Annotated in this window: 21 protein-coding genes; 14 read left to right on the top strand and 7 right to left on the bottom strand. The window is 55.7% G+C overall.

Translation table 11 applies throughout. The features are described from left to right. Positions 1–45: 45 nt before the first annotated feature. A complete protein-coding gene (locus COA55_RS01450) occupies positions 46–1,143 on the top strand; it encodes a DUF6236 family protein (protein ID WP_290500263.1) in 1,098 nt (365 codons plus the stop codon). A gap of 248 nt (positions 1,144–1,391) precedes the next feature. Here the strand turns inward: COA55_RS01450 and COA55_RS01445 are convergent, their stop codons facing one another. Further along, on the bottom strand, positions 1,392–2,258 hold the full coding sequence (locus COA55_RS01445) for a hypothetical protein (RefSeq protein ID WP_290500261.1): 867 nt from the start codon (positions 2,256–2,258) through the stop codon (positions 1,392–1,394). A 301-nt stretch (positions 2,259–2,559) separates the two neighbouring features. Between COA55_RS01445 and COA55_RS01440 the strand changes: the two genes are divergently transcribed. The 8 genes from COA55_RS01440 (at position 2,560) to COA55_RS01405 (ending at position 9,499) form a co-directional block, all read left to right on the top strand. Next, positions 2,560–2,958 carry a hypothetical protein gene (locus COA55_RS01440; RefSeq protein ID WP_290500259.1) on the top strand — a complete coding sequence of 133 codons (399 nt, stop codon included), beginning with the start codon at positions 2,560–2,562 and terminating at the stop codon, positions 2,956–2,958. Between the two features lie 6 nt (positions 2,959–2,964). After that, the gene (locus COA55_RS01435; protein WP_290500257.1) at positions 2,965–3,567 is read left to right on the top strand and encodes a class I SAM-dependent methyltransferase; all 603 of its coding nucleotides are present in this window, start codon (positions 2,965–2,967) and stop codon (positions 3,565–3,567) included. Between the two features lie 217 nt (positions 3,568–3,784). Continuing rightward, a complete protein-coding gene (locus tag COA55_RS01430; protein ID WP_290500256.1) occupies positions 3,785–4,636 on the top strand; it encodes a metal-dependent hydrolase in 852 nt (283 codons plus the stop codon). Positions 4,637–4,649: 13 nt separating this feature from the next. Further along, positions 4,650–6,164, top strand: coding sequence for an NAD(P)/FAD-dependent oxidoreductase (locus COA55_RS01425; protein ID WP_290500254.1), 1,515 nt, complete (start codon positions 4,650–4,652; stop codon positions 6,162–6,164). A gap of 128 nt (positions 6,165–6,292) precedes the next feature. Continuing rightward, positions 6,293–6,760 carry a DUF3465 domain-containing protein gene (locus COA55_RS01420; protein ID WP_290500252.1) on the top strand — a complete coding sequence of 156 codons (468 nt, stop codon included), beginning with the start codon at positions 6,293–6,295 and terminating at the stop codon, positions 6,758–6,760. Positions 6,761–6,823: 63 nt separating this feature from the next. Further along, complete coding sequence (locus tag COA55_RS01415; protein WP_290500250.1) at positions 6,824–7,420, top strand: DUF1287 domain-containing protein; 597 nt, start codon at positions 6,824–6,826, stop codon at positions 7,418–7,420. A 15-nt stretch (positions 7,421–7,435) separates the two neighbouring features. Beyond that, on the top strand, positions 7,436–7,846 hold the full coding sequence (locus tag COA55_RS01410) for a GFA family protein (protein ID WP_290500249.1): 411 nt from the start codon (positions 7,436–7,438) through the stop codon (positions 7,844–7,846). A 189-nt stretch (positions 7,847–8,035) separates the two neighbouring features. Continuing rightward, a complete protein-coding gene (locus COA55_RS01405) occupies positions 8,036–9,499 on the top strand; it encodes a hypothetical protein (RefSeq protein ID WP_290500247.1) in 1,464 nt (487 codons plus the stop codon). A 211-nt stretch (positions 9,500–9,710) separates the two neighbouring features. On the opposite strand, the gene COA55_RS01400 is transcribed toward COA55_RS01405, so the two are convergent. Together COA55_RS01400 and COA55_RS01395 are read right to left on the bottom strand one after the other, a co-directional pair. Continuing rightward, entirely contained in the window at positions 9,711–9,872 is a 162-nt protein-coding gene (locus COA55_RS01400) for a hypothetical protein (protein ID WP_290500246.1), read from the bottom strand. Then, the gene (locus COA55_RS01395; RefSeq protein WP_290500244.1) at positions 9,869–10,978 is read right to left on the bottom strand and encodes a PepSY domain-containing protein; all 1,110 of its coding nucleotides are present in this window, start codon (positions 10,976–10,978) and stop codon (positions 9,869–9,871) included. The genes COA55_RS01400 and COA55_RS01395 overlap by 4 nt, the downstream gene beginning before the upstream one ends. Before the next feature lie 164 nt (positions 10,979–11,142). Between COA55_RS01395 and COA55_RS01390 the strand changes: the two genes are divergently transcribed. Continuing rightward, on the top strand, positions 11,143–11,868 hold the full coding sequence (locus tag COA55_RS01390) for a 16S rRNA pseudouridine(516) synthase (RefSeq protein ID WP_290500429.1): 726 nt from the start codon (positions 11,143–11,145) through the stop codon (positions 11,866–11,868). 36 nt (positions 11,869–11,904) lie between these two features. Here the strand turns inward: COA55_RS01390 and COA55_RS01385 are convergent, their stop codons facing one another. Then, positions 11,905–12,789: an oxygenase MpaB family protein gene (locus tag COA55_RS01385; RefSeq protein WP_290500242.1), complete on the bottom strand. Its 885-nt coding sequence runs from the start codon at positions 12,787–12,789 to the stop codon at positions 11,905–11,907. 129 nt (positions 12,790–12,918) lie between these two features. Then, positions 12,919–13,803, bottom strand: coding sequence for a LysR substrate-binding domain-containing protein (locus COA55_RS01380; RefSeq protein ID WP_063538165.1), 885 nt, complete (start codon positions 13,801–13,803; stop codon positions 12,919–12,921). A 129-nt stretch (positions 13,804–13,932) separates the two neighbouring features. On the opposite strand from COA55_RS01380, the gene COA55_RS01375 reads away from it, so the two are divergent. Then, complete coding sequence (locus tag COA55_RS01375) at positions 13,933–14,136, top strand: hypothetical protein (RefSeq protein ID WP_063521714.1); 204 nt, start codon at positions 13,933–13,935, stop codon at positions 14,134–14,136. Between the two features lie 101 nt (positions 14,137–14,237). Here COA55_RS01375 and COA55_RS01370 read toward each other — a convergent pair whose 3' ends face one another. Then, positions 14,238–15,893, bottom strand: a complete 1,656-nt coding sequence (locus COA55_RS01370; RefSeq protein WP_063519991.1) for an electron transfer flavoprotein-ubiquinone oxidoreductase — start codon at positions 15,891–15,893, stop codon at positions 14,238–14,240. A gap of 465 nt (positions 15,894–16,358) precedes the next feature. Between COA55_RS01370 and COA55_RS01365 the strand changes: the two genes are divergently transcribed. The 3 genes from COA55_RS01365 to COA55_RS01355 all read left to right on the top strand — a co-directional run bounded on the left by COA55_RS01365 (position 16,359) and on the right by COA55_RS01355 (position 19,032). Next, positions 16,359–17,108, top strand: coding sequence for an electron transfer flavoprotein subunit beta/FixA family protein (locus COA55_RS01365; RefSeq protein ID WP_290500239.1), 750 nt, complete (start codon positions 16,359–16,361; stop codon positions 17,106–17,108). Beyond that, on the top strand, positions 17,108–18,037 hold the full coding sequence (locus COA55_RS01360; RefSeq protein ID WP_290500237.1) for an FAD-binding protein: 930 nt from the start codon (positions 17,108–17,110) through the stop codon (positions 18,035–18,037). The genes COA55_RS01365 and COA55_RS01360 overlap by 1 nt, the downstream gene beginning before the upstream one ends. Positions 18,038–18,255: 218 nt before the next feature. Further along, a complete protein-coding gene (locus COA55_RS01355) occupies positions 18,256–19,032 on the top strand; it encodes an SDR family oxidoreductase (RefSeq protein WP_290500235.1) in 777 nt (258 codons plus the stop codon). A 425-nt stretch (positions 19,033–19,457) separates the two neighbouring features. On the opposite strand, the gene COA55_RS01350 is transcribed toward COA55_RS01355, so the two are convergent. Next, positions 19,458–21,515 carry an LTA synthase family protein gene (locus COA55_RS01350; RefSeq protein WP_063538163.1) on the bottom strand — a complete coding sequence of 686 codons (2,058 nt, stop codon included), beginning with the start codon at positions 21,513–21,515 and terminating at the stop codon, positions 19,458–19,460. Between the last annotated feature and the right edge of the window lie 31 nt (positions 21,516–21,546).

Here is a 21,546-nt window from a genome sequence, read left to right as displayed (position 1 = left end):
GTAACCGCGCGTGCTTAGCGGCGTTATATCCATGAAGGAGATATTGTGCAAAAGGATGCACTATTTTATCCGCAAATAAGCCTAGATAATTCTAAGTTGATAAAATCCATGGCATTAATTCATGACAATATTTACAGAATATGTCCTGACAATGTCATCCCAGAAGATGATATAGACCTTATGCCACTTCTTGAAGAAGGAAGCGTAGGTAAAATCATTGATCCGGCAAGATACTCACGCAAAACATCTGAAGACTTCTTGGATGCTCTAGAGAATTGGGATGCGGCTGCATTAACTTTTGAAGAGCAAGATGTAAGTTTGCTTCACTCTCAAAAGACAGATCAAATCGTTAGAGATTTATTTAAGGGTTTAGGGTATAGAGAGGAAAACGAATGGCTTTATGTTCCAGCTGAAGTTGCATCGAACTTTATGCTTTTCATGGCAAAAGAAATTGCTGTGAATAACAATCTGGCCTTGTTCACAAATAGCATTGAGGCATGGACAGCAACAAATTACTTTACATTAAATGGTGCAGTAGATGATTTCTTGCAATTACCAGGGCATGACAATGAACGCCTAGAAGATCCTTATGCATTGTTCAATATGCTGGTTTCCGAATTAACACCAGTTAACATCTCTGAAATTCCAGCTGACAAAATTTTAGCATTCCGAGAGTCACGCCAAGATGAGATAAGAAACTTCAGGAATTGCATCACTGGGTTAGAGAAAGAGATTAAAGGTACAGTCGACAGGGATATTTCGATTGATAGAATCGAGAAAAAAGCTAAAGATCTAGCAAAAGCTCAAGAAGACTATAAGAAAAGTGCGGACTTCATCGGAGCAAAAAAATGGTTTGGCTCAAGTATGATGGGCATTCCAGCCTCAATTGGTTTATGTAAGCTCCTATCTATTCCTACTGCTTCAACAATAGCTATTGCAGGAACAGGCATTGTTCTGGGAGGTTTGTATAGCATTGTATCCTCAAAGCAAGAAGTCAAAAAACTCAATAAAGATAATCCTGCATCTTTCCTCATAGAGCTTGAACGAAACTTCAAGAATTGTGCGAGAGGAACACGAACCAGGCCTGGTGGCGACATTAATATGACCGCTTGGAACTGCATGGAAGAGTATGTTGCAGATTAGTAGAAACGTGAATGTAACAAGCGAATGTGATCCCAAATCAACCCTGCAGTGAGTAATGGGGTCAGGTCTCCCAATTCCCATTGCAGTGAGTAATGGGGTCAGGTCTCCCAATTCCCATTAATCCCACTGTCTGGGAAATGGGGGACCTGCCCCCAGGACCTTGATCTTGCGCCCCTGGCTTCAGGAGCGCCCAATTTAGACCTATTTCGCGTGCTCACTTTATTGAGGGCAGTCAAATAGTCTGATTCTTACACTTCTTCTCTCGATATTATTTCTATCTTCGCTAAAAACCAATATGCCGCACTTGTCAGTGTAAATACCGGCCCTTCTGAAAAATCCCCTTGATCATTGTCATGTAAAAGGCCTTTTGCCATCATTTCGTTGCAAAAAAGTGTTACCTCCGTGGCGCTTCGGTCACGAAGGAACTCTAAAATATCCGGCTTTACGGTTTCTTTGTAATGGTGACTAAGGAAATCATTGCCAGCCCTGCTTTCTGCCATGCCGATGCTCCCACTTAATACATCATCGTAGGTTTTTGCAGATGTGTTCCGCAGATGGGATTTAGGGTCATTGATGTAGAAGGAGCCTCTGCCGCCAGACTTTACATCACTGATTTGTGATGCTGCACTCAGGACTTCGATATGAACGTCTTCTAGACCGGTAAGCGTTCGTAGTGCTGTCGCTGTTTCATCCCACGAGGAACCATCAATAACATGACCGGAAATTATTTTCGCGAACCGTTCAATTTTCTCTTTACTTGTTGCTGTTTTTACGCCCTGCGCAGCAAACTCCAGGGCTTCCTCAAGGTTTTCATCAATCTGGTCAATCCGGTCGCGCGCATCCTGGAGCCTCGATTCAATCGAACCCAGCAAAAAATCCAGTTTGTATTGGCTGCGCTCAGTGTATGCAAGGTTTAATAAGCCACCAATCATGGCCGCTGGTGCAAGAGCTGGGTTAAGCGCAGTCAGGAAAGCCATCAGGGCCTCGCCTCCAAGCCCATTATAGATGCTGCCAATTTTGCTGAGTTTCGTATCTTTCGGTGCGTTTGTGGTCAAATCCATATGCGTCAAATCCCTCATTGCTCTGCCCAGATTGGAGAATGCATTTAAAATCAAATAATATCCTCGCTGCAAGCTGATTTTACAATCCAATGGCAACGCACCAACTTAAGGGGGTATCCGGATTATCCGGTTGATATCCACATCATACTTTCGCCCGGTTTCTGCTCACCTAAGGGCACGGAGCAGGTCTTTCCCGTGCGTTGTTCGAACCCGGAGAGCTTTGATAGTTTGGCTCAATCGCGCCTCAAGAGCCTCTCCAACAGTAGATTTCAAAGCTGGCGCAGAAATGAAGAGTTTATGTTCCCCAGTCAAGCCCGATGAAATCAAAATAATCCCCAAACCCTCTGGAGAGACAATGAACACCAACCTGATCAGAAACGGTTTTATCGCCGCCGCCTTGATGAACATCGGCGGCGTCCTGCTTTTCTCCCGTGCCTTCACCAATGACGCCATCAATCAGGCCGATCCGGTGGTTATGTCCAACTTCGGGTTGTTGATGATAGTGGTTTGGGGGCTGGCCTATCTGGGGGCGGCATTTATCCAGGGCAATCTCCGTTGGCTGGCGGCGGCGTTTGCTGTGGAGAAGCTGGTATATGTGGTGGCGTGGGGGCTGTGGATGGCGAACCATAGCCTTGGTGCGGTGTATGAGCAGGATCTGTTTGCCGGGGTGTTCTACAGCATCTATGGGCTCAACGATCTGGCGTTTATGTTGTTCTTTGGCTGGGTATTTTTTTCGCAACGTTCCAACGGCTGATGGCTTATGAATCCCACTGAAACCGGCAAGAAATACGACACCATTACCCACCTGTGGGAAAGTGAAAAATTCAATCGCCAGAATGGTATTGAGGCGCACAAGCGAGCGCTCCAGTTTGTCCGCCGCAAGGGCCGGGCGCTGGATGTGGGGTGTGGGTGTACGGGCCGGTTTATTGATTTGCTACGGGAAGAAGGGTTTGCGCCGCAAGGTGTGGATATTTCAGCGAAGATGCTGCGACTGGCCCGTGATCGCCACCCGGATGTGACGTTCCATCATCAGGACATTTGCCAGTGGGAAAGCCCTGCTGAGTTCGCCTTTATCACAGCGTGGGACAGCATCTGGCATGTGCCTCTGTCGGAGCAGGAAAATGTCATCACCCGGCTAGTGAACAGCCTGGAAGCGGGCGGGGTATTGATCTTCTCGTTTGGCGGCACCGATGAACCGGGAGATCACCGGGATGATTTCATGGGGCCGGAAATGTATTACTCCTCGCTGGGGGTAAACGGGTTTGTGGCATTGCTATCCGGTCTGGGGTGCCGTATCCGGCATCTGGAGTTCGATCAGTTTCCGGAGTTGCATGCTTATCTGATAGTGCAAAAAAAGCCCTAGACAGAAGGGGCGGCCCGTTCAAACAGCGGTTTCTGCCTGGTCATTGGAGCGGTAGGCGTTCCTGCGGAAAGTAAACATTGTTCCCTTCTCTGTATTTTCTGCCTCGCCCAGTTTGACCCATATCAACAAACAATAACATTGCTCAATGTAACCATTGAGCCTGTCATCCTCATGGCCCTAGCATCCGATCAATCCGATCTGTGCAAGGGGCATGACAATGACAATTCAGGTTGATCCGGTGCGCCGGAATCTCAAATTCGGGCTGCCCGCCGGCAAGGCATTGAGCTGGAATCCGGGCGGGCTGCATATCTCCCAGTTCTATAACACCCTGTCGATTTTCTTCCCGGCGGGGGAGCGCTTCTTTATCCAGAGCGTGCGCAACTATCGTCAGGAAATCACCGACCCGCATTTGAAGGAACAGGTATCGGCCTTTATCGGCCAGGAAGGCTTCCATACCCGCGAGCACGAAGAATACAACGAAGCGCTGGTGGCGGAAGGGATGCCTATCGAGGCCATGGATGCGGTGGTGGTGCGGTTGCTGGAGCTGGTGAAGAAGGCGCCGCGTTCCTTGCAACTGGCCGCCACGGTGGCACTGGAGCACCTGACCGCCGTGCTGGGCGACATGCTGCTGCGTAATACCGAATTGATGGAAGGGGTGGACCCACATTACTCGGCGATCTGGCGCTGGCATGCCATTGAGGAAACCGAGCACAAGGCAGTGTGCTTCGATGCCTTCGAGCAGGTGGTGGGCAAAGGCATCAAGGCCTATGGCCTGCGTGTAGGCGCCTTTCTGCTGGCCAATGCCTTGTTCTGGAGCCTGTACGTGCCGTTCTACACGGTGATGGTGGCGAAGTCCGGGGGGCTGCTGAACCTGAAGGGCTGGTGGAAAGTGGTCAACCTGACGGTGGGTCGACCGGGCGTATTGCGCCGGGCTCTGCCGGACTGGTTCGATTTCTTCCGCCCCGGTTTTCACCCCTGGATGCACGACAACCGGGAATTTCTGGACCAGGCCGAGGCACTGATGGACGAAGTGGCGGCCTTTGATGTGAACCGGCTGAAAGCCGCCTGAGGAGGGCAGGGACATGGCCAGTAAAGCGAAGATTTCAGCAAAGACAATTTCCGTGGATGTGGCCATCGTGGGCGCCGGTTTCGGCGGGCTGTGTATGGCGATCAAGTTGCGCGAGGCCGGCAACGAGGATTTTGTGATCCTGGAAAAGGCATCTGAGGTCGGGGGCGCCTGGTACTTCAACGGCTACCCCGGAGCGGCCTGCGATGTGCAGTCACACCTGTATTCCTTTTCGTTTGCCGGCAAGGCGGACTGGAGCAAGCGTTATGCGCCCCGGGACGAAATCGAGAACTACATTCTCGACACCGTGGAGCAGTATCAGCTGCGGCCCTTTATCCAGTTCAACCAGGAAGTGAACGAAGCCCACTTCGATGAGAGCACCGGGCGTTGGACGATACGCACCGCCGCAGGCATGACCATCGACTGCCGCCACTTTGTGCTGGCCTCCGGCCCGTTGCATGTGCCGAATGTGCCCAACATCAAGGGGCTCAAGCGCTTCAAGGGCAAGGTGATGCATTCCGCCGAGTGGGACCATGGTTACGACCTGGTGGGCAAGAAGGTGGTGTCCATCGGCACCGGTGGCAGCGCCATTCAGTACTGCCCGGAAATCGCCCCCAAGGTGAAGAAGTTGTCCGTGTTCCAGCGTAGCGCGGCCTGGGTGATTCCCAGGGATGAGCGTGGTTACTGGGGCATTCAACAGCGGCTGTTCAAACGCTTCCCGGTCCTGCGTAAATTACATCGGGCGCGGCTGTACTGGAGCAACGAATCCCGGGTGGCGCCGGCTTCCAGCCCCAAGGCAGCCCAACTGCTGGGTACCCTGTGCAAGCAGTTCATTCGTCTGCAGGTGAAAGACAAGGCGCTGGCGAAAAAGCTGACGCCGGATTACACCTTCGGCTGCAAGCGGGTGCTGATTTCCAACAAGTGGTTTCCCATGTTCAACCGCGACAATGTGGAGCTGGTTACCGCCGGTATCCGCGAGGTGAAAGCCAACAGTGTGGTCACCGATGATGGGGTAGAGCATGAAGCGGATTGCATCATTCTCGGCACCGGCTTTGTGGTGGATCCGCGTATCTATATGAAAGACTTTCCGCTCACCGGTTTGCCGGGCCATGAACTGCACAAGGATTGGGCCAAGTCTGCACAAGCGCATTACGGCGTTACCGTCAGCGGCTACCCGAACCTGTACATGCTGGTGGGGCCGAACACGGGGCTGGGTCATAATTCCATTCTGTTCATGATCGAGTGCCAGGTGAAATACATCCTGCAATGCATGGCGCTGCTGCGTGAGGAAGGCGCGGATTATCTGGATGTGAAACCGCAAGCCCAGGAAGCCTTTAACGCCAACGTGCAGCGTCGCTTGCAGGGCACCACCTGGACCTCCGGTTGCACCAGCTGGTACCAACAGGACGATGGCAAGAACTTCGCGCTGTGGCCGGGCTCCACTTGGCGCTACTGGCTGGAAACCCGCAACGTGCGCTCTACCGATTATGAATTTGTGTGTGCCAATGCAGAGGCAACGGTGGAAGCCTGACCGGGTTTTGAGCCTACGAGTAAAAGAGAGAGGCAGCCTGGGCTGCCCCTTTTTTGTGGCGGGCGGTTCTGGCATTGCGGATGGCTTGTGGTAAAAAAAGGGGGAATAACCCGGTCAGAGATACGTCGATGAAAAAAATGGTTCCGGTTATCGCGGCCGCCGTGACAGTGCTGGCACTGTACGGGCTGGATAACCTGCGCGATGACAGCACAGTCAGCCTGGCTCCCGCACAGACCCCGCAGACGGAAACGGCCTCGGTTGCTGGTGACAAGGTCATTCAGGCGGCCTATGAAAACCGGCAAAGCGATGTCCAAGTGGAAGGAACTGGCCGGGTGGTCAAGGTACTGCCTGACGACAATGAAGGCAGCCGCCATCAAAAATTCATTCTTGAGCTTGCCTCTGGCCAGACCATTCTGATCGCTCATAACATCGATCTGGCGCCACGCATTCCTGGTTTGCAAGAAGGCGACAGCGTTGCTTTTTATGGTGAGTACGAGTGGAACGATAAAGGCGGGGTGGTCCACTGGACTCACCATGATCCGCAAGGCCGCCAGGTGGGCGGCTGGCTTAAACATCAAGGCAAACTCTACCAGTAAGCATCCCCCTACATGTTTCAGGTGCCAGGGATTATGGGTATTCGGTTTTTGAAGAGAGCATTAGTGGGGTGGTGGCTTGCAGTGTCGTTGCTGGTTGCGGAGCACGGCTTGGCCGACAGCTTTCAGCAGGACCTTGTGGCGGCGGCGATGGCGCGCACGGAACACAGGGTGACTTACAACGGGGCCTATTACCGAATCGATTATCCCAACGGAGATGTGCCGGCGGAGATCGGTGTCTGCACCGATGTAATCATCCGTTCCTACCGCGCTATTGGTACTGATTTGCAGCAGCTGGTGCACGAGGATATGGCCGCTGATTTCGATGCCTATCCGTCCCGGCGGATCTGGGGGCTGTCGTCTACCGACAGCAATATCGACCATCGCCGCGTCCCCAATTTACAGGCTTTCTTTACTCGTCATGGCGAGTCGTTGCCAGTCAGTGATAACCCTGCGGATTATGCGCCGGGGGATCTGGTGACCTGGATGCTGCCGGGCAATTTGCCGCACATTGGTATCGTCACCGACACGCTGTCGCCCAGTACAGGAAATCCTGAGGTGGTGCATAACATCGGGGCCGGCCCCCGGCTTGAAGACATGTTGTTTGACTACCGAATCACCGGGCACTATCGGTATCAGCCTGCGGTCGTTAATCCTGAATAAATAAGGGAGATTGAAATGGTGACCTATCCAATAGAAGGGGCTTGCCAGTGTGGCGGGGTGACCTATCAGTTGCTGGCCGAGCCGCAAATGGTATTAGCCTGTCACTGCAAGGAGTGCCAGAAGTTGTCTACCAGTGCGTTCAGCCTTACCGCTGTGGTTCGCACCCAGGACATTGTCTTCCAGGGGGAAATGCGTGAATGGCTGCGCAAGGCGGAAAGCGGTAATACCAACGGTGCCCGGTTCTGTCCCGGGTGTGGCAATCGTATCTATCATTTCAATCCTGACCAGCCGGATACAATCAAGCTCAAGCCTGCCAATCTCTCCGATACCCGGATTATCCAACCCCAGGCCCATGTATGGGTCAGCGAGAAACAGGATTGGTTCACCATTCCGGAAGGGGTGAAGAGCTTCGATAAACAGCCCTGAGCCGGGAATACAGAAAAAGGGTTGGGCCTTCAGGCCCGAACGGGTGTTCATTTTCTTCAATAGCGTGTGGGGACTCGCCATCGTGTGATGTCTGCGGCGTGACAGTGTCCCTAAAACCGTCCACCATCCATTGAAAGCATCAGGGGATGCACGGAAGCAGTAAAAGGAAGCGGCAAAGGGAAACGGTGAATGGGGCACTCGTTGGTACCAGTCAAACTGGCATTGCTATTATCGTGGGCGACAGGTTGCCTGGTCGGCTGTGTGGGAACGCCAGTGGCGGATGTGGATGCCGTACGCGAACAAGTGGACTGGAAAACCGACCAGGCACTGGCAAGCTTTATCGCCGAGATGCCGGAGCTGCAACAAAGGCTGGATACTGCCCCTGGTTATATTGTCGGCACCACTGACATTCTGCTTCTGGGGCCTTTGGGCGGCGGCACCTCGGTGGCGGTGTTGCACGACCAGCGTAACGACACGCAGACCTATCTGGATATTCATTCCGTTCGCATGGGGCTGGGCATTGGTGCCCGGGCGGAGCGTTTTGTGGCGGTGATTACTGACCCTGCCGTGATCAACCAGATCAGGCGGGGCAAGTGGTTGTTGCAATCCAACGCGAGCTCCAATGTGGGCGGCAGTGATGAACAGATGCGTTCCGGCAGTGCGGGCATTGAGCTGTTTGTTTCCAGTGAAACGGGGGTGTCGGCGGGCGCCAGCATGGATATTAGCCAGGTGCGGGTGAATCATCGCCTGACTGACACCGGCCTGTCTCAGTATAACTTTCCGAACCGTTATTCGAGCCATGATTCCAACAGTGCCGATGCTCCCCGTTACTGGAATCACCCTCTCCCTTTTCTTGGCAAGCAGGCGGTGGCTCGTGGCTATGATTTGCCGATGCCGTTTGGCATCGGTGTGCTGCGGGCGGACGTGCGCCAGGATATGCGGATTGAAAACCTGCAGGTGGGTTTCAATGGTAATGGCACCCGCCCATACCAGTTTGTGTCTTTCGGTGCCGATAGTGATTTGATTACCGAACAGATCAAGGTCGATGCCTGGGTGCTGCCGTTTTTGAATTTGTACGGCACTTTCGGGCAGGTAAATGGCGACCTGGATCTGGATATTCAGCTAGACGGCGACACCATGCTAAATCAGATTGGCAGGGACTGTTCCGGTGCCATCAGGCCGCCGGTGTGCTATCTGTTTGAAGGCAAGCAGGTGCGCTTCCCCATTGATGTGGACCTTAGCCCGATAAATTATGGCGCTGGGGGCGTGGTGGCCTCCGGGTGGCGGGACTGGTTTTTATTGGTGCCGTTTAACGTGACCTGGACCGATTCCGACAAGACCACGCTGGAGGGGCGCGCCTTTACCGTCAGCCCGCGAGTGGGTCGCGGCTTTGCCTTGAACCGGGCAGGGCGGCTGACGGTGTTTGCCGGGGGGAACTATCTGGATGTGCGCACGGTGGCGGCTGGCAGCCTGGCGATACCGGGTACGGATCAGGTGCTGGATTACGAGGTGGACCAGAGCAATTCTGACCGCTGGAATCTGGTGACGGGAGCCAACTGGGACGTGACACCGAGGTTGTCTGTCATGCTGGAATACGATGGTTTTATCGGTACTCGCGATGCGTTTATTTCGGCGGTGACTGTTCGCTTCTAGTACCTTTTTGTCTTGTATGTAGGAGCCTCACTTGAGGGGCGAAACCCAAATCTGAAAAGACATCTGCCAATTCTCATAGAGGGAATGGAGATCACAGAGTAGAGCCATTAATTGTCTTTGTGGCTTTTGCTCTGTGGTGAGACGGGTGTTCACCCCCTGTTGCTGTTCGCCCCTCAAGTGGGGCTCCTACAGTAGCCTGTTATGGCGGATGTCAGAGCCGTTTGGCGTAGGCGTAAATCACGGCGGCCACCGGGATGCCCAGGCCCAACCAGGATACTGCGTCGTAGGCACCATCGCCGAGCAGGGCGGCCAGCAGCCCCACGATACTGGTGATGCCGATGAACAGCGGAATGGCAAACGTTCGGCCCATCATGCCCCTCCAGCGTTGTTGTTTCGCCGCCGCACCCACCACAGGTACAGGCCGGTCACCAGCACCACAATGGTAAACAGGTCCAGTACAAACCAGAGAATCTTCAGCGGTAATCCGCCGTAATCCCCAAAGTGTAGCGGGCTTGAGAGTGACAGAGCCTTGTTGTACCAGGGCATCTCTCGCATGCCGGCAAATTCCCCGGTGCGCGCATCAATCAGCACCGGTGTGATGATGTGCGAGGTGAGGGGCGTGTTGCCGTGCAGGAAAATGGCGTAGTGATAGTTGGTGGACCAGGAACCACCGGGGAAGGCGACAAATTGCAGGGTCATGTCCGGCGCTGCTTCCACTGCCTGCTTGACGGCATCATCCAGCGAGGCCATCTCAGACGGGGTGGGAACGGTGTCGCCCTGGTAGCCGGCAGTCAGATCGGCCAGTGCCTGGGTTCGCCAGGTAGTGGTGATAGGGTCAGCAAGGGTATTCACCACGCCGGTGAGGCCCACCACGGTGAGCCAGGCCACGGTCACAATGCCCAGCAAGTTGTGGTAATCCAGCCACTTGATGCGTTTGGAACGCCGGGTGCGCAAGGCGCCGAATTCCAGTTTGCGCATGAAGGGGGCATAGAGCACAACGCCGGACACAATGGCGATGATCAGCAGCAGGCCCATGGCGCCCAAAAACAGCATGCCGGGTAAGCCCAGGAACATGTCGGTGTGTAATTGCAGCAGGAATTCCATGATGTCGAAGCCCTCGTGCCCGGGTACCGCCTCGCCGCTGGTTCGATCGAAGGACGCCATGGTCATGTCGCTGCCGGGGGAATCCGGCGCGGGACCGCTGGTGACGTTAATCACCGGGCGGTCGATATCGAAGCTCATGAACAGCGGGACTTCACCAGGGCGGTGCTGCGCCGCCTGCTCGAGAATATCGTCCAGGCTCAGGAGTGCACCGCCAGGGTTGGCGGGCTGCCAGTGGTCACTGTGGAGAACGCTGTCGAGTTCATCATGAAAGATCAGCGGCAGTCCGGTGATGCAAAGCATTAACAGGAAAGCGGTGCTGATCAGGCTGGTCCAGGTGTGCAGGGAGGACCAGATTCGGAACGTGCTTTGTTGCATAAACCGGGAGCCCAAGCGTGAAAGTCTGTGCCTTGTCTTTGTCTGATGCAGTGACACTGCCAGAATTTTCAATTATACGGATTCGGGTGCGTTTGCACCTATCGGTTATGGCTATAGGGCTGGAACGGTTCGCCAGCGGTGAGCTGCGCGATTATGATTACGTCATGCCAAGCCGCAACCACCGACTCGATCGTTTTCTCAGCCAGGTTCTGCAAGTCAGCCGCAGCGGGCTGCGTCCGGTGCTGGCTGCGGGGCGCGTGCGGGTGAATGGCGTGCCGGTAAGGGATCGTCAGCAGCGAATCGGCCCGTTCGACCGGGTAGAGCTGGACGGGGAGCTGCTGCAAAGTGAGGCGCCGCGTTACCTGATGCTGAACAAGCCTGCCGGCGTGGTCAGCGCCACCAGTGACGATCAGCACACCACCGTGATGGATTTGTTGCCTGCGTCACAGCGTCAGGGTTTGCATCTGGCCGGCAGGCTGGATTTCAACAGTACAGGCCTGGTGTTGCTGACAAATGATGGCGCCTGGTCCCGGCAGCTTAGTCAGCCGCAGAGTCAGGTTCGTAAGCACTATCGGGTGACGGTGGAGCAGCCTCTGACGGAGGCGTATGTGGCCGCATTTTCCGAAGGCATGTGGTTCGCATTCGAGGGCATCCAGACACGCCCGGCGACGCTCAGAATTCGTAGTGCTTACGAGGCGGATGTCTGGCTGTGCGAAGGCCGTTATCACCAGATCAAGAGAATGTTCGGACGTTTCGATAACAAGGTGCTGACGTTGCACCGCTTGGCTATCGGTCATCTGGTTCTGGATGAAAGCCTGGCCCCGGGGGAGAGCCGTGACCTGCTGCCTGAGGAGGTGGCCGGTATCGCAAGGTTGCCGATAAAAGGATAGGGGGGCATGCCCCCTACCAGGATTGGCGAGCAGGGTTTAAATGAGAGGCTTGCCTTTTTTCAGCCGGCGACGGAAGTCCCAGAGCGGCAGCAGATAAGCGGCCTGGCGAATAGGGCGAGGAAAGAGGCGGCTGATACGGCCAGCCATCCGCACAAAGCGTTCAAACTTGCGCTGCTTGTCGTCGTTCCATTCCAGGTGCATCTGATCGCGCAGTTCCTGAGGAAGAAAGCCGGTGGTGACAAACCGGTTGAAGCGGCTGAACAGTAACTGGCTAACCGGATTGAGGAATTTCAGATCGGCGATGATCATCAGGAATTCACGCACACGGTCATCAATGCTCAGGTTCTTCAGGCCGTTTTGCCAGTACGCCTCAAAGCCATCCAGATCCCGGGGCCACATGTCCTGGCGAACCTGCAGGGTGGTGCCCAGCGGGTGAGATAACTGATAGAACTCTTCCTGCTCTGCGCGGCTCAGCGTCCGGTTAACTTTCTGATAGGTATCCACAAAGCCCCAATACAGGCAGGCGGCAACCCACATCTGCAGTTCGGGGTCGAAGGCATTGTATTTTACCGGGGAGCTGTCAGTGGAATAGACCTGCTTGTGCGCGCCGTTAACGGCTTTTCGATAGGCCAGCTTTTCTTCGCTCGTGCCCATCATGGCAACGGCCAGATAGGTAAAGGTGGTGCGGGTGCGTTTGAGCGGACGGTGCAGGACGGAGCCACTTTTTACACGGCTCTCGGCGACGCCGTAACCGACCGCGGGCAGGGCCAGCTGCATGATGATATTCGCCCCGGCGGACAGCATAACGGTGTTGTCCAGAACGCCGGGGAATTTGCGATCCAGTTCTTTGGCGCTGAGAGGTTCCGGCCATTGGTTCTCAAGCCGGGTTTTGTTATCGAAAGCAGAGGCTTGTGCTGTCATTTTGTTCATCCTCGAAAGCCGGTTCTGAACCGGTCATACGCTCGTTTCAATTTATGCTAACGAGGATGTGGTGATTACACAATGAGACAAAATAAATTATTTGTATCGTTTCTGGTGTTTTCTGACCCATTACAGCCGCAGGGCCCGGAAAACGGCCCGGACATGGCCAGCCAGCACGTGGGTGGCAGACCCTTCTTCGCCGCGGTAGAGCATGGCGATTTGATAATCGCCCAGCTCGGGGAGTGCAAATTCGTCTCCCAGCTGCTGTAGCGGGGGCTGAATGAGGCTGAGCGGAAAGGGGCCGATGGCGAGATCCGCCTGCATGGCCGCTTCCTGGCCGGCACAGTGCTCGCTGGTATAGGCAATCCGGTAGCGATGTTGGCTGTGGTCCAGCGCCTCCAGGGCCATTTTGCGCCAGGGGCAGCCCTGGCTGGCCAGCGCCAGGGGGAGGGGATTTTGGGTCACCGCGATACCGCTCTGGGCGCCTGCCCATACCAGGGGCTCGCTATGTACCACTTCCCCTCGTGCTGGCCGTGCCTGCTTGCCGGTGGTCACCATAATCAGGTCCAGCTTGCCGGCGTCCAGCTGTTTGAGCATGTCGGCGCTGCGGCCGACAATCACATTGACCTGTACCGCAGGGTGGGAGCGGGAAAACTGGGTGAGCACCTGGGGCAGGATGCGGGTGCCGATATCATCCGGGGTGCCCAGCCGCACGGTGCCTTCCAGTTCAGGGGCGGTGAAATGGCTGATGGCTTCCTGGTTCAGCTTCAGTAGCCGCCGGGCGTAACCGAGCATGGCTTCCCCTTCGGCGGTCAGGCTGACTCGCCGGGCTTCGCGCAGGAATAGCCGTTGGCCGAGCTGCTCCTCCAGGCGCTTGATCTGCATGCTCAGTGCCGAGGGGGTGCGGAACACTTCGCTGGCAGCCTGGGTAAAGCTTTCGGTTTCGGCGATGGCCACGAAACTACGCAGGATTTCCGTGTCCAGCAGGGGCTGGAGAGGGGTGTTGGGTGGCATGGCTTACCTTTCAGAAAAATTGAACGCTAGGTGCAGTTCTTTTCGATTTACTGATAATAAACCTGATTGCATCATGGAAGCCAATCAAAGCCCAGCCACTCCATATTGTCATCAGACAGGGAGGAGACCATGAAGCACAACGAAACCCAGACCCTTGAAGCCCCGGTACGGATTCAGTCCCGCAAACCGGACCTGCACATGCCGGCCATGCCTCCGCTGGCGATGATGGATGCCCTGGATTATCGCATTCGTCTGGCCTGGTACCGCCTGCGCAAGAACCGTGCGCAGCAGCGTGCCCGGGTGATCCAGCGTCTGCAGAGACCTCTGGCCTGACCCTTTTTGCCGGGCTGTCAGGGTTTGACAGTCCGGCCATAACAAAAAAGGCGCCAGAAAAGGCGCCTTTTTTGTTTGTGACACGGAAGCCGTGACGGGAATTACATGTTCGGGTAATTCGGGCCGCCGGTGCCTTCCGGGGCCACCCAGTTGATGTTCTGGGTGGGGTCCTTGATGTCACAGGTTTTGCAGTGGACACAGTTCTGGGCGTTGATCTGGAAACGCTTGTCGCCCGTATTCTCGTCTTCCACCACTTCGTACACGCCTGCGGGACAGTAACGCTGGGCCGGCTCGTCCCACTTGGGCAGGTTAACCTCAAGCGGCACGCTGGGATCTTTCAGCGTCAGGTGACAGGGCTGATCTTCTTCGTGGTTGGTGTTGGACAGGAATACGCTGTCCAGTTTGGCGAAGGTGATCTTGCCGTCCGGCTTCGGGTAGTCGATCTTCTTGCTCTGGTCAGCCGGCTTCAGGGTAGCGTGATCCGGGGTGGTATCGCGCATGGTGAAGGGCAGCTTGCCATTGAACAGGTTGATGTCCACAAAGGCGAAAGCGGAGCCGACCAGGTTGCCGAACTTGTGCTGGGCCGGGCCGAAGTTGCGCTGCGCGTGCAGTTCTTCGTAAACCCAGCTCTTGTCGAAGGCATCCTTGTACTCGGTCAACTCGTCGCTGCCACGACCGCCCTTGAGAGCTTCCGCCAGAACTTCGGCGGCAATCATGCCGGACTTCATGGCCGTGTGAGTGCCCTTGATCTTGGCAAAGTTCAGCGTGCCAGCATTACAGCCCACCAGCAGGCCGCCGGGGAAGGTCATCTTGGGCAGGGACTGCAGGCCACCCTTGGAGATGGCGCGGGCGCCATAGGAGACACGCTTGCCGCCTTCCAGATGCTTTTTAATTTCCGGGTTGGTCTTCCAGCGCTGCATCTCGTCGAACGGTGAGACGTGCGGGTTGGAGTAGGCCAGATCGGTGATCAGGCCCAGGGCAACCTGGTTGTTTTCGATGTGGTACAGGAAAGCACCACCCGGGGAGCCGGATTCAGTCAGCGGCCAGCCAGCGGTGTGAACGACCAGCCCTTCCTGGTGTTTGGCCGGGTCAATGTCCCACAACTCTTTGATGCCGATGCCGTAATGTTGCGGATCGGTGCCTTCACGCAGGTTGAATTTTTCCTGCAGCTGCTTGCCCAGATGACCACGGCAGCCTTCAGAGAAGATGGTGTACTTGGCGTGAAGCTCCATGCCCGGGGTGTAGCTGGGCTTGTGCTCGCCGTCATGGCCGATGCCGGAATCGCCGGTGGCGATGCCTTTTACAGAGCCGTCTTCGTTGTACAGCACTTCGCTGGCGGCGAAGCCGGGGAAGACTTCGATGCCCAGGCCTTCGGCCTGCTCGCCGAGCCAGCGGCACAAGTTACCCAGGGAAATAATGTAGTTCCCTTCGTTGTGCATGGTCTTGGGAACGAACAGGTTGGGCACTTTCTGTGCCTTTTCCGGGCCGGTGAGGAAGAAGATCTCGTCGCCGGTTACCTTGGTGTTCACCGGGGCGCCCAGTTCCTGCCAGTTGGGGAACAGTTCATTCAGGGCGCGCGGCTCAAGTACCGCACCGGAAAGGATATGGGCGCCCACTTCGGAGCCTTTCTCTACCACAACAACACTGATTTCCTGACCAGTTTCCTGGGCGATCTGGCCCAGACGGCAGGCAGTTGCCAGACCGGAAGGACCGGCGCCGACGATGACTACGTCGACTTCCATAGATTCGCGTTCCACAGCCTGTCTCCTCGCTATCAATTGCGTGTTTGGCCCGGAAGCCACTGAGAAAGGCGTTCTGACATTTGCAGTAACAGAAAACCTTTCTCAATGGCCGACCGAGACCAGCCTTGGGGGTGGCGCGGAGTATATAGAGATAGAAGAAACCACACCACTACTGGGGTTGGCCCTGCGGACGCGAACTTGTGTCAACATTTGAACCGGCGCAGGGCACTTTCAAACAAGTGTTTGGATTATCTCTTGCTAGATGGTTGATTTACAAGAAAATCGCCGACCGACAGGTCACAAAAAGTGGACACTTTGTGTGGTCTATTTGCAGCAAAATCATCTGCTTACAGATTTTCGGCCTATTGACCTGCTGTGGGCGAGCGTTCAAGATAGCGGCTCTTTCGCGGGGGTGGACCCGGCAACGGCGTCATGTCGCCTCCTTCTACAAGTCACCCAATGGAACATTCCGAGGATCCTATGAAGGTTCTTGTACCTATCAAGCGGGTCGTTGACTACAACGTCAAGGTTCGCGTGAAGGCTGACAACACTGGTGTTGATCTCGCCAATGTTAAAATGGCCATGAATCCCTTTTGTGAAATCGCTGTAGAAGAAGCGGTGCGTCTGAAAGAAAAGGGCGTGGTTACCGAAATCGTTGCCGTTTCCATCGGTCCCAAGACCGCTCAGGAACAGCTGCGTACGGCTATGGCTCTGGGCGCTGACCGCTCCATCCTGGTCGAAACTGACGAAGACGTTCAGCCGCTGGGCATCGCCAAGGCGCTGAAAGCCATCGTTGATGAAGAAAAGCCCGAGCTGGTTATTCTGGGCAAACAGGCCATCGACGGTGACAACAACCAGACCGGCCAGATGCTGGCTGCTCTGACCGGCATGCCGCAGGGTACCTTCGCTTCCGAAGTGAATGTGGCTGACGGCAAGGTGAAAGTGACCCGTGAAATCGACGGCGGCCTGCAGACTGTAGAGCTGAACCTGCCGGCGGTGGTCACCACTGACCTGCGTTTGAACGAGCCGCGTTACGCGTCTCTGCCGAACATCATGAAAGCCAAGAAGAAGCCGCTGGACACCAAGACCGCTGCTGATCTGGGCGTTGACCTGACTCCGCGTGTGACCACCGAGAAAGTGGAAGCGCCGGCTGAGCGTCAGGCTGGCATCATCGTTGGCTCCGTTGACGAGCTAGTCGAGAAACTGAAGAACGAAGCGAAGGTGATCTGATGAGTGTATTAGTTTACGCCGAACACGATAACGCCGCGCTCAACAAGGTCACCCTGAGTGTGGTTGCTGCTGCCAAAGAAATTGGCGGCGACATCACTGTACTGGTAGCTGGTAAAGGCTGCGGTGCTGTTGCTGAAGAAGCGGCCAAGATTGATGGCGTTTCCAAGGTACTGTGCGCAGACAACGATGCCTACGAGCATCAGCTGGCTGAAAACATTGGCGATCTGGTTGCTGAAGTGGGTGCGGATTACAGCCACATCCTGGCGGCTGCCACCACCACCGGCAAGAACTTCGCGCCTCGCGCGGCGGCTCTGCTGGACGTGGCTCAGATCTCCGAGATCTCCGACGTAATTGATGCGGACACTTTCAAGCGTCCGATCTACGCCGGTAACGCCATTGCTACCGTTAAGTGTGGCGATGCGAAGAAAGTGATCACCGTGCGTGGCACCTCTTTCGATGGCGTTGCAGCAGAAGGCGGTTCTGCTTCTGTTGAAAACATCGACGTTGCAAAAGACGCGGGCATCTCCTCCTTTGTGGGTGAAGAGCTGGCCAAGTCTGACCGTCCTGAGCTGACCTCTGCTGAGATCGTGATCTCTGGTGGTCGTGGCATGGGTAACGGTGAAAACTTCGAAATCCTGTACAAGCTGGCTGACAAGCTGGGCGCTGGCGTGGGTGCATCCCGTGCTGCCGTTGACGCAGGTTTCGTACCCAACGACATGCAGGTCGGTCAGACCGGTAAAATCGTTGCGCCGAACCTGTACGTTGCGGTTGGCATCTCCGGTGCCATCCAGCATCTGGCCGGCATGAAAGACTCCAAGGTCATCGTTGCTATCAACAAGGACGAAGAAGCCCCGATCTTCCAGGTGGCGGACTACGGCCTGGTGGCTGACCTGTTCGAAGCCGTACCGGAGCTGGACGGCAAGCTGTAAAAACCTGCTTCCTGCACCAACAAAAAACCCGGCCTTGTGCCGGGTTTTTTGTTTTTGGGGTACAAGCTACGCTCGATTTGATTCGGAAATACGAAAAGTTCCGGGTTTTGGCATTTCTACGAAGCCGCTGTAGGAGCGCCACTGGAGGCGCGAACCGTGCGCAGCACGGCATCGTCCGCAGGACGATCAACGCTGGAAGCTAGAAGCTGGAGCAAAAAATGTTTTCAGGAAAAACCGCGTTAATTACCGGCGCCTCCAGTGGCATTGGCGCAGAAATGGCACGCCAGCTGGCAGCGGCCGGCTGTAATTTGATTCTGGTGGCACGACGTACCGAACGCTTGAATGCGTTGGCAGAAGAACTGTCAACGGTGTCTGTGCAGGTGATCACGTTAGATCTGTCAGATCCGCTGGCGCCGCAAATGCTTTTTGATGAAGTGGCCCGTCGTGGCCTGCTGGTGGACATCCTGATCAATAACGCCGGCTTTGGCTTCCAGAAACCCTTGCTGGCAATGAGTCTGGAGGAGCAGCTCGGCATGGTGGATGTGAATGATCGTGCCCTGCTGGCCCTGACGCGATTGTTTGCTGCGCCCATGGCAGAGCGAGGTAGGGGCTGGATTCTCAATGTCAGTTCGGTGTCCGCCTGGTTTCCGATTCCCGGTATGGCCACCTATGCGGCCAGCAAGGCTGCGGTGCTGCACTTGAGTCGAGCACTCCACGAAGAGCTGAAACCGTTTGGTGTGGTGGTGACGGCACTGTGTCCGGGTGGCACGCGTACCGAGTTTTCTTCTCTGGCCCGTGAAAAAATGGATCCGGATCTGGAAAAGGCGATGATGCCAGCGGATCGGGTAGCTGCTGCAGGATTGCAGGGACTAATGGCGGGGAAAGCGGTGGTGGTACCCGGTGCCCTGTATAAGCTGATGGTCGCGGTAACACGATTCTTGCCCGGGGTTTGGATCACCCGGCTAGCGGGGTTGGTGATGGGCCGGCATGACTAGGGAGCCTCTGAAAACTCCTCGCATGCTCAGTTTTTCAGGCTGGTTCGCAATCTATACCCCATTCGGGGCACAGAGGGCGCGCTTTTGAAGGTGCCCCCTAACTGGGATCGAGATATGTCCATCCATCAAAAAAGCGCAACAACGAGTGCGGGCCAGCCTGGAAGACCCGAAGCACCCGTTCGGGCATAAAGGCGCGGCCTGAAGCGCCCATCTGCTGCGCCTTGCCTCTAGGAAAGGGAACCACCCTGTCCGTCCAGCCAAGACGCAGCAGCTGCACGCTTCAGGTGACGCTGAGTACGCGAGGAGTTTTCAGAGGCTCCCTAGAAAAAACAGTCTCTGACGCCACAAGCTCGACAGCAGCAGGCGCGGGGGGCACCTGTTGTTGTCGAGCTTGTGGCGTCAGACATCAAGCGTTGCTTCAATGCTTATTGCTGCGCCTTGTCGTCTTTGTTGTCCACGTTGTCGTAGAACAGGTAGCGCGCGGTTTCGTATTGTCCGCGGGCCAGCTCGTACAGTTTCTCAAACACTTCCGGGTGTTGTTCGGCGCGGTCGGTTTCCGGGTCGTCGCTGTGCAGGTCGTGGAGGGTGGCATTGCTGCCGTCGTGGTTCATGCGCACGAAGTAATCCTTGGTCAGCGCGCCATATACGGGGCGTGGACCTTCCTGCATCACCACAAAGTTAACGCGATCGCCTTCCGGCGCCGGGCTTTGAATGTCACGGCCCAGAGTTGTGTTGCGGTAGGTCAGCCCCAGCATGCCAGCGATGGTTGGCATCACATCGGTTAGCCCCACTGATTGTTCAATAACACGGTGTTTCAGGTAAGCGGGCGCATAAATCATGTGCGGCACATGATTGCTCTCCAGTCCCAACTTCTCCATGGCCGGTGGCATGTGTGGGATGGTGGTAATGCGGTTGTTGTGATCGCCGAAGAACACAAAAATGGTGTTATCGAAGTAATCACTGGCCTGTGCCATTTTCATATATTCGCCCACGTTGTAATCCAGCAGGCGTACCGCATTGTATTGCGCTGGATTACGGAATCCATGCTTTGCCAGCTCTTCTTCCGGCATATCGCGTACTTCGAAATCCCCGTTCTCTTCGGGGATGGTGAAGGGGCGGTGATTGCCGGCGGTCTGGATAAAGGCGAAGAAGGGTTGATCGTCCGGTAGATCATTGAGGATCTGGTTGGATTCGCGGAACAGTTCCAGATCGGAGATGCCCCAAACGTCAACGTTGGGGGCCTTCCAATCGCCTTCCTCGTACAGTTCTATCCCGTCAATGCTCTGCTTGATCAGTCCGTCGATGTTGGCCCAGCCGGCGTTGCCGCCGACGAAGTAGAATTTGCGGTAGCCCTTGAATTCATTCAGTACCATGCGTTGATGGCTGGTGAGAGGGTTGCGGCTGGCACTTTCCGTGGGGGCAACATCGGGGATGCCTGTGAAGGTCGCCCAGATGGTTTTGGCGGTGCCGGTAACAGGCACGTAGAAATGTTTGAAGAACCAGCCTTCGCTGGCAATTTTGTCCAGGTTGGGGGTGGGATCAAACGGTGTGCCGTAGGCGCCTACCCGGCTGGCACCGAGGGATTCCAGCATCACGAATACCACGTTGGGCGGTCGATCGTAATCGAGCTTATGGCTTTGCACATCGACGACGCGGTCGAAGTTCAGGTTCTGGCGTTGCGCTGGCGGGATATCCAGATAATCCGCCATGACAGGGTAGTACTTCTGCACTGCTTCCTTGTCGTAGGGGGAGGCCGGGATCAGGGTGGTGTCGTAGAAGTACAGCACCGGGTTTAGTCCCAATGATCCGACCGCCTTGTTGCCGGTGGCGAAGGCTTCGCTCCAGCGCAGCGGGATTGGGTTAAGAATATTGATGTCGCTAACCCGGCCCAGAATTGCAAAGAAGAACAGCGTGAAACAGACGAAAAAGCCGAATGTGGCCTGGCTTTTGGCAATGCGGGTTTGCGGACGGCCGAGCAAGGTTTTCTCAATCCACAGGGCGGCCCAGAAGGTGAGCGCGGTGGTGAGCAGCCAGCCCAGGGTAATCCAGATCACTGGATAGCTTTCCCAGACCATCTGGGTGGAAATGGCGGTGTCTTCCAGAAAACGCAACGCGGTGACATTGAGCCGGTCGGCCAGGTAGGCGTAGTGACCAAAGTCGAGAATATAGGTGAGCACCAGCAACAACAGGGCGAACAGCAGGTAGGCATGGCCGATGAAGCGGGCGATGCTGCTGCGTAACAAGTTCAGCCAGGGCAGGTAGGCCAGTGCGGCCAACGGGAGCATCAGCAGCAGGGCCAGGCGCAGGTCAAAGCGAAGGCCAATACCCCAGGCGGTGAGAATGGTGTCGGTGGCAATGTCACTATCACCGGATAAAGGGGAAAAGCCGAAATAAAACACGGCGCGCAGAACAACCATCAGCGAGAAAAAGAGAGCAGTGATGGCCAACAGGTACTGCAGGCGTCGGGATTTCAACCAGGTCATGCGTTTATCTCCGTACTGGCGAAACTGAAAA

It is taken from the genome of Alcanivorax sp. (genome assembly GCF_002733835.1).
Taxonomy (GTDB): Bacteria; Pseudomonadota; Gammaproteobacteria; order Pseudomonadales; family Alcanivoracaceae; genus Alcanivorax.
Note: the sequence above shows the minus strand (reverse complement) of the source record. Positions and strands in the feature narration are given on the sequence as shown.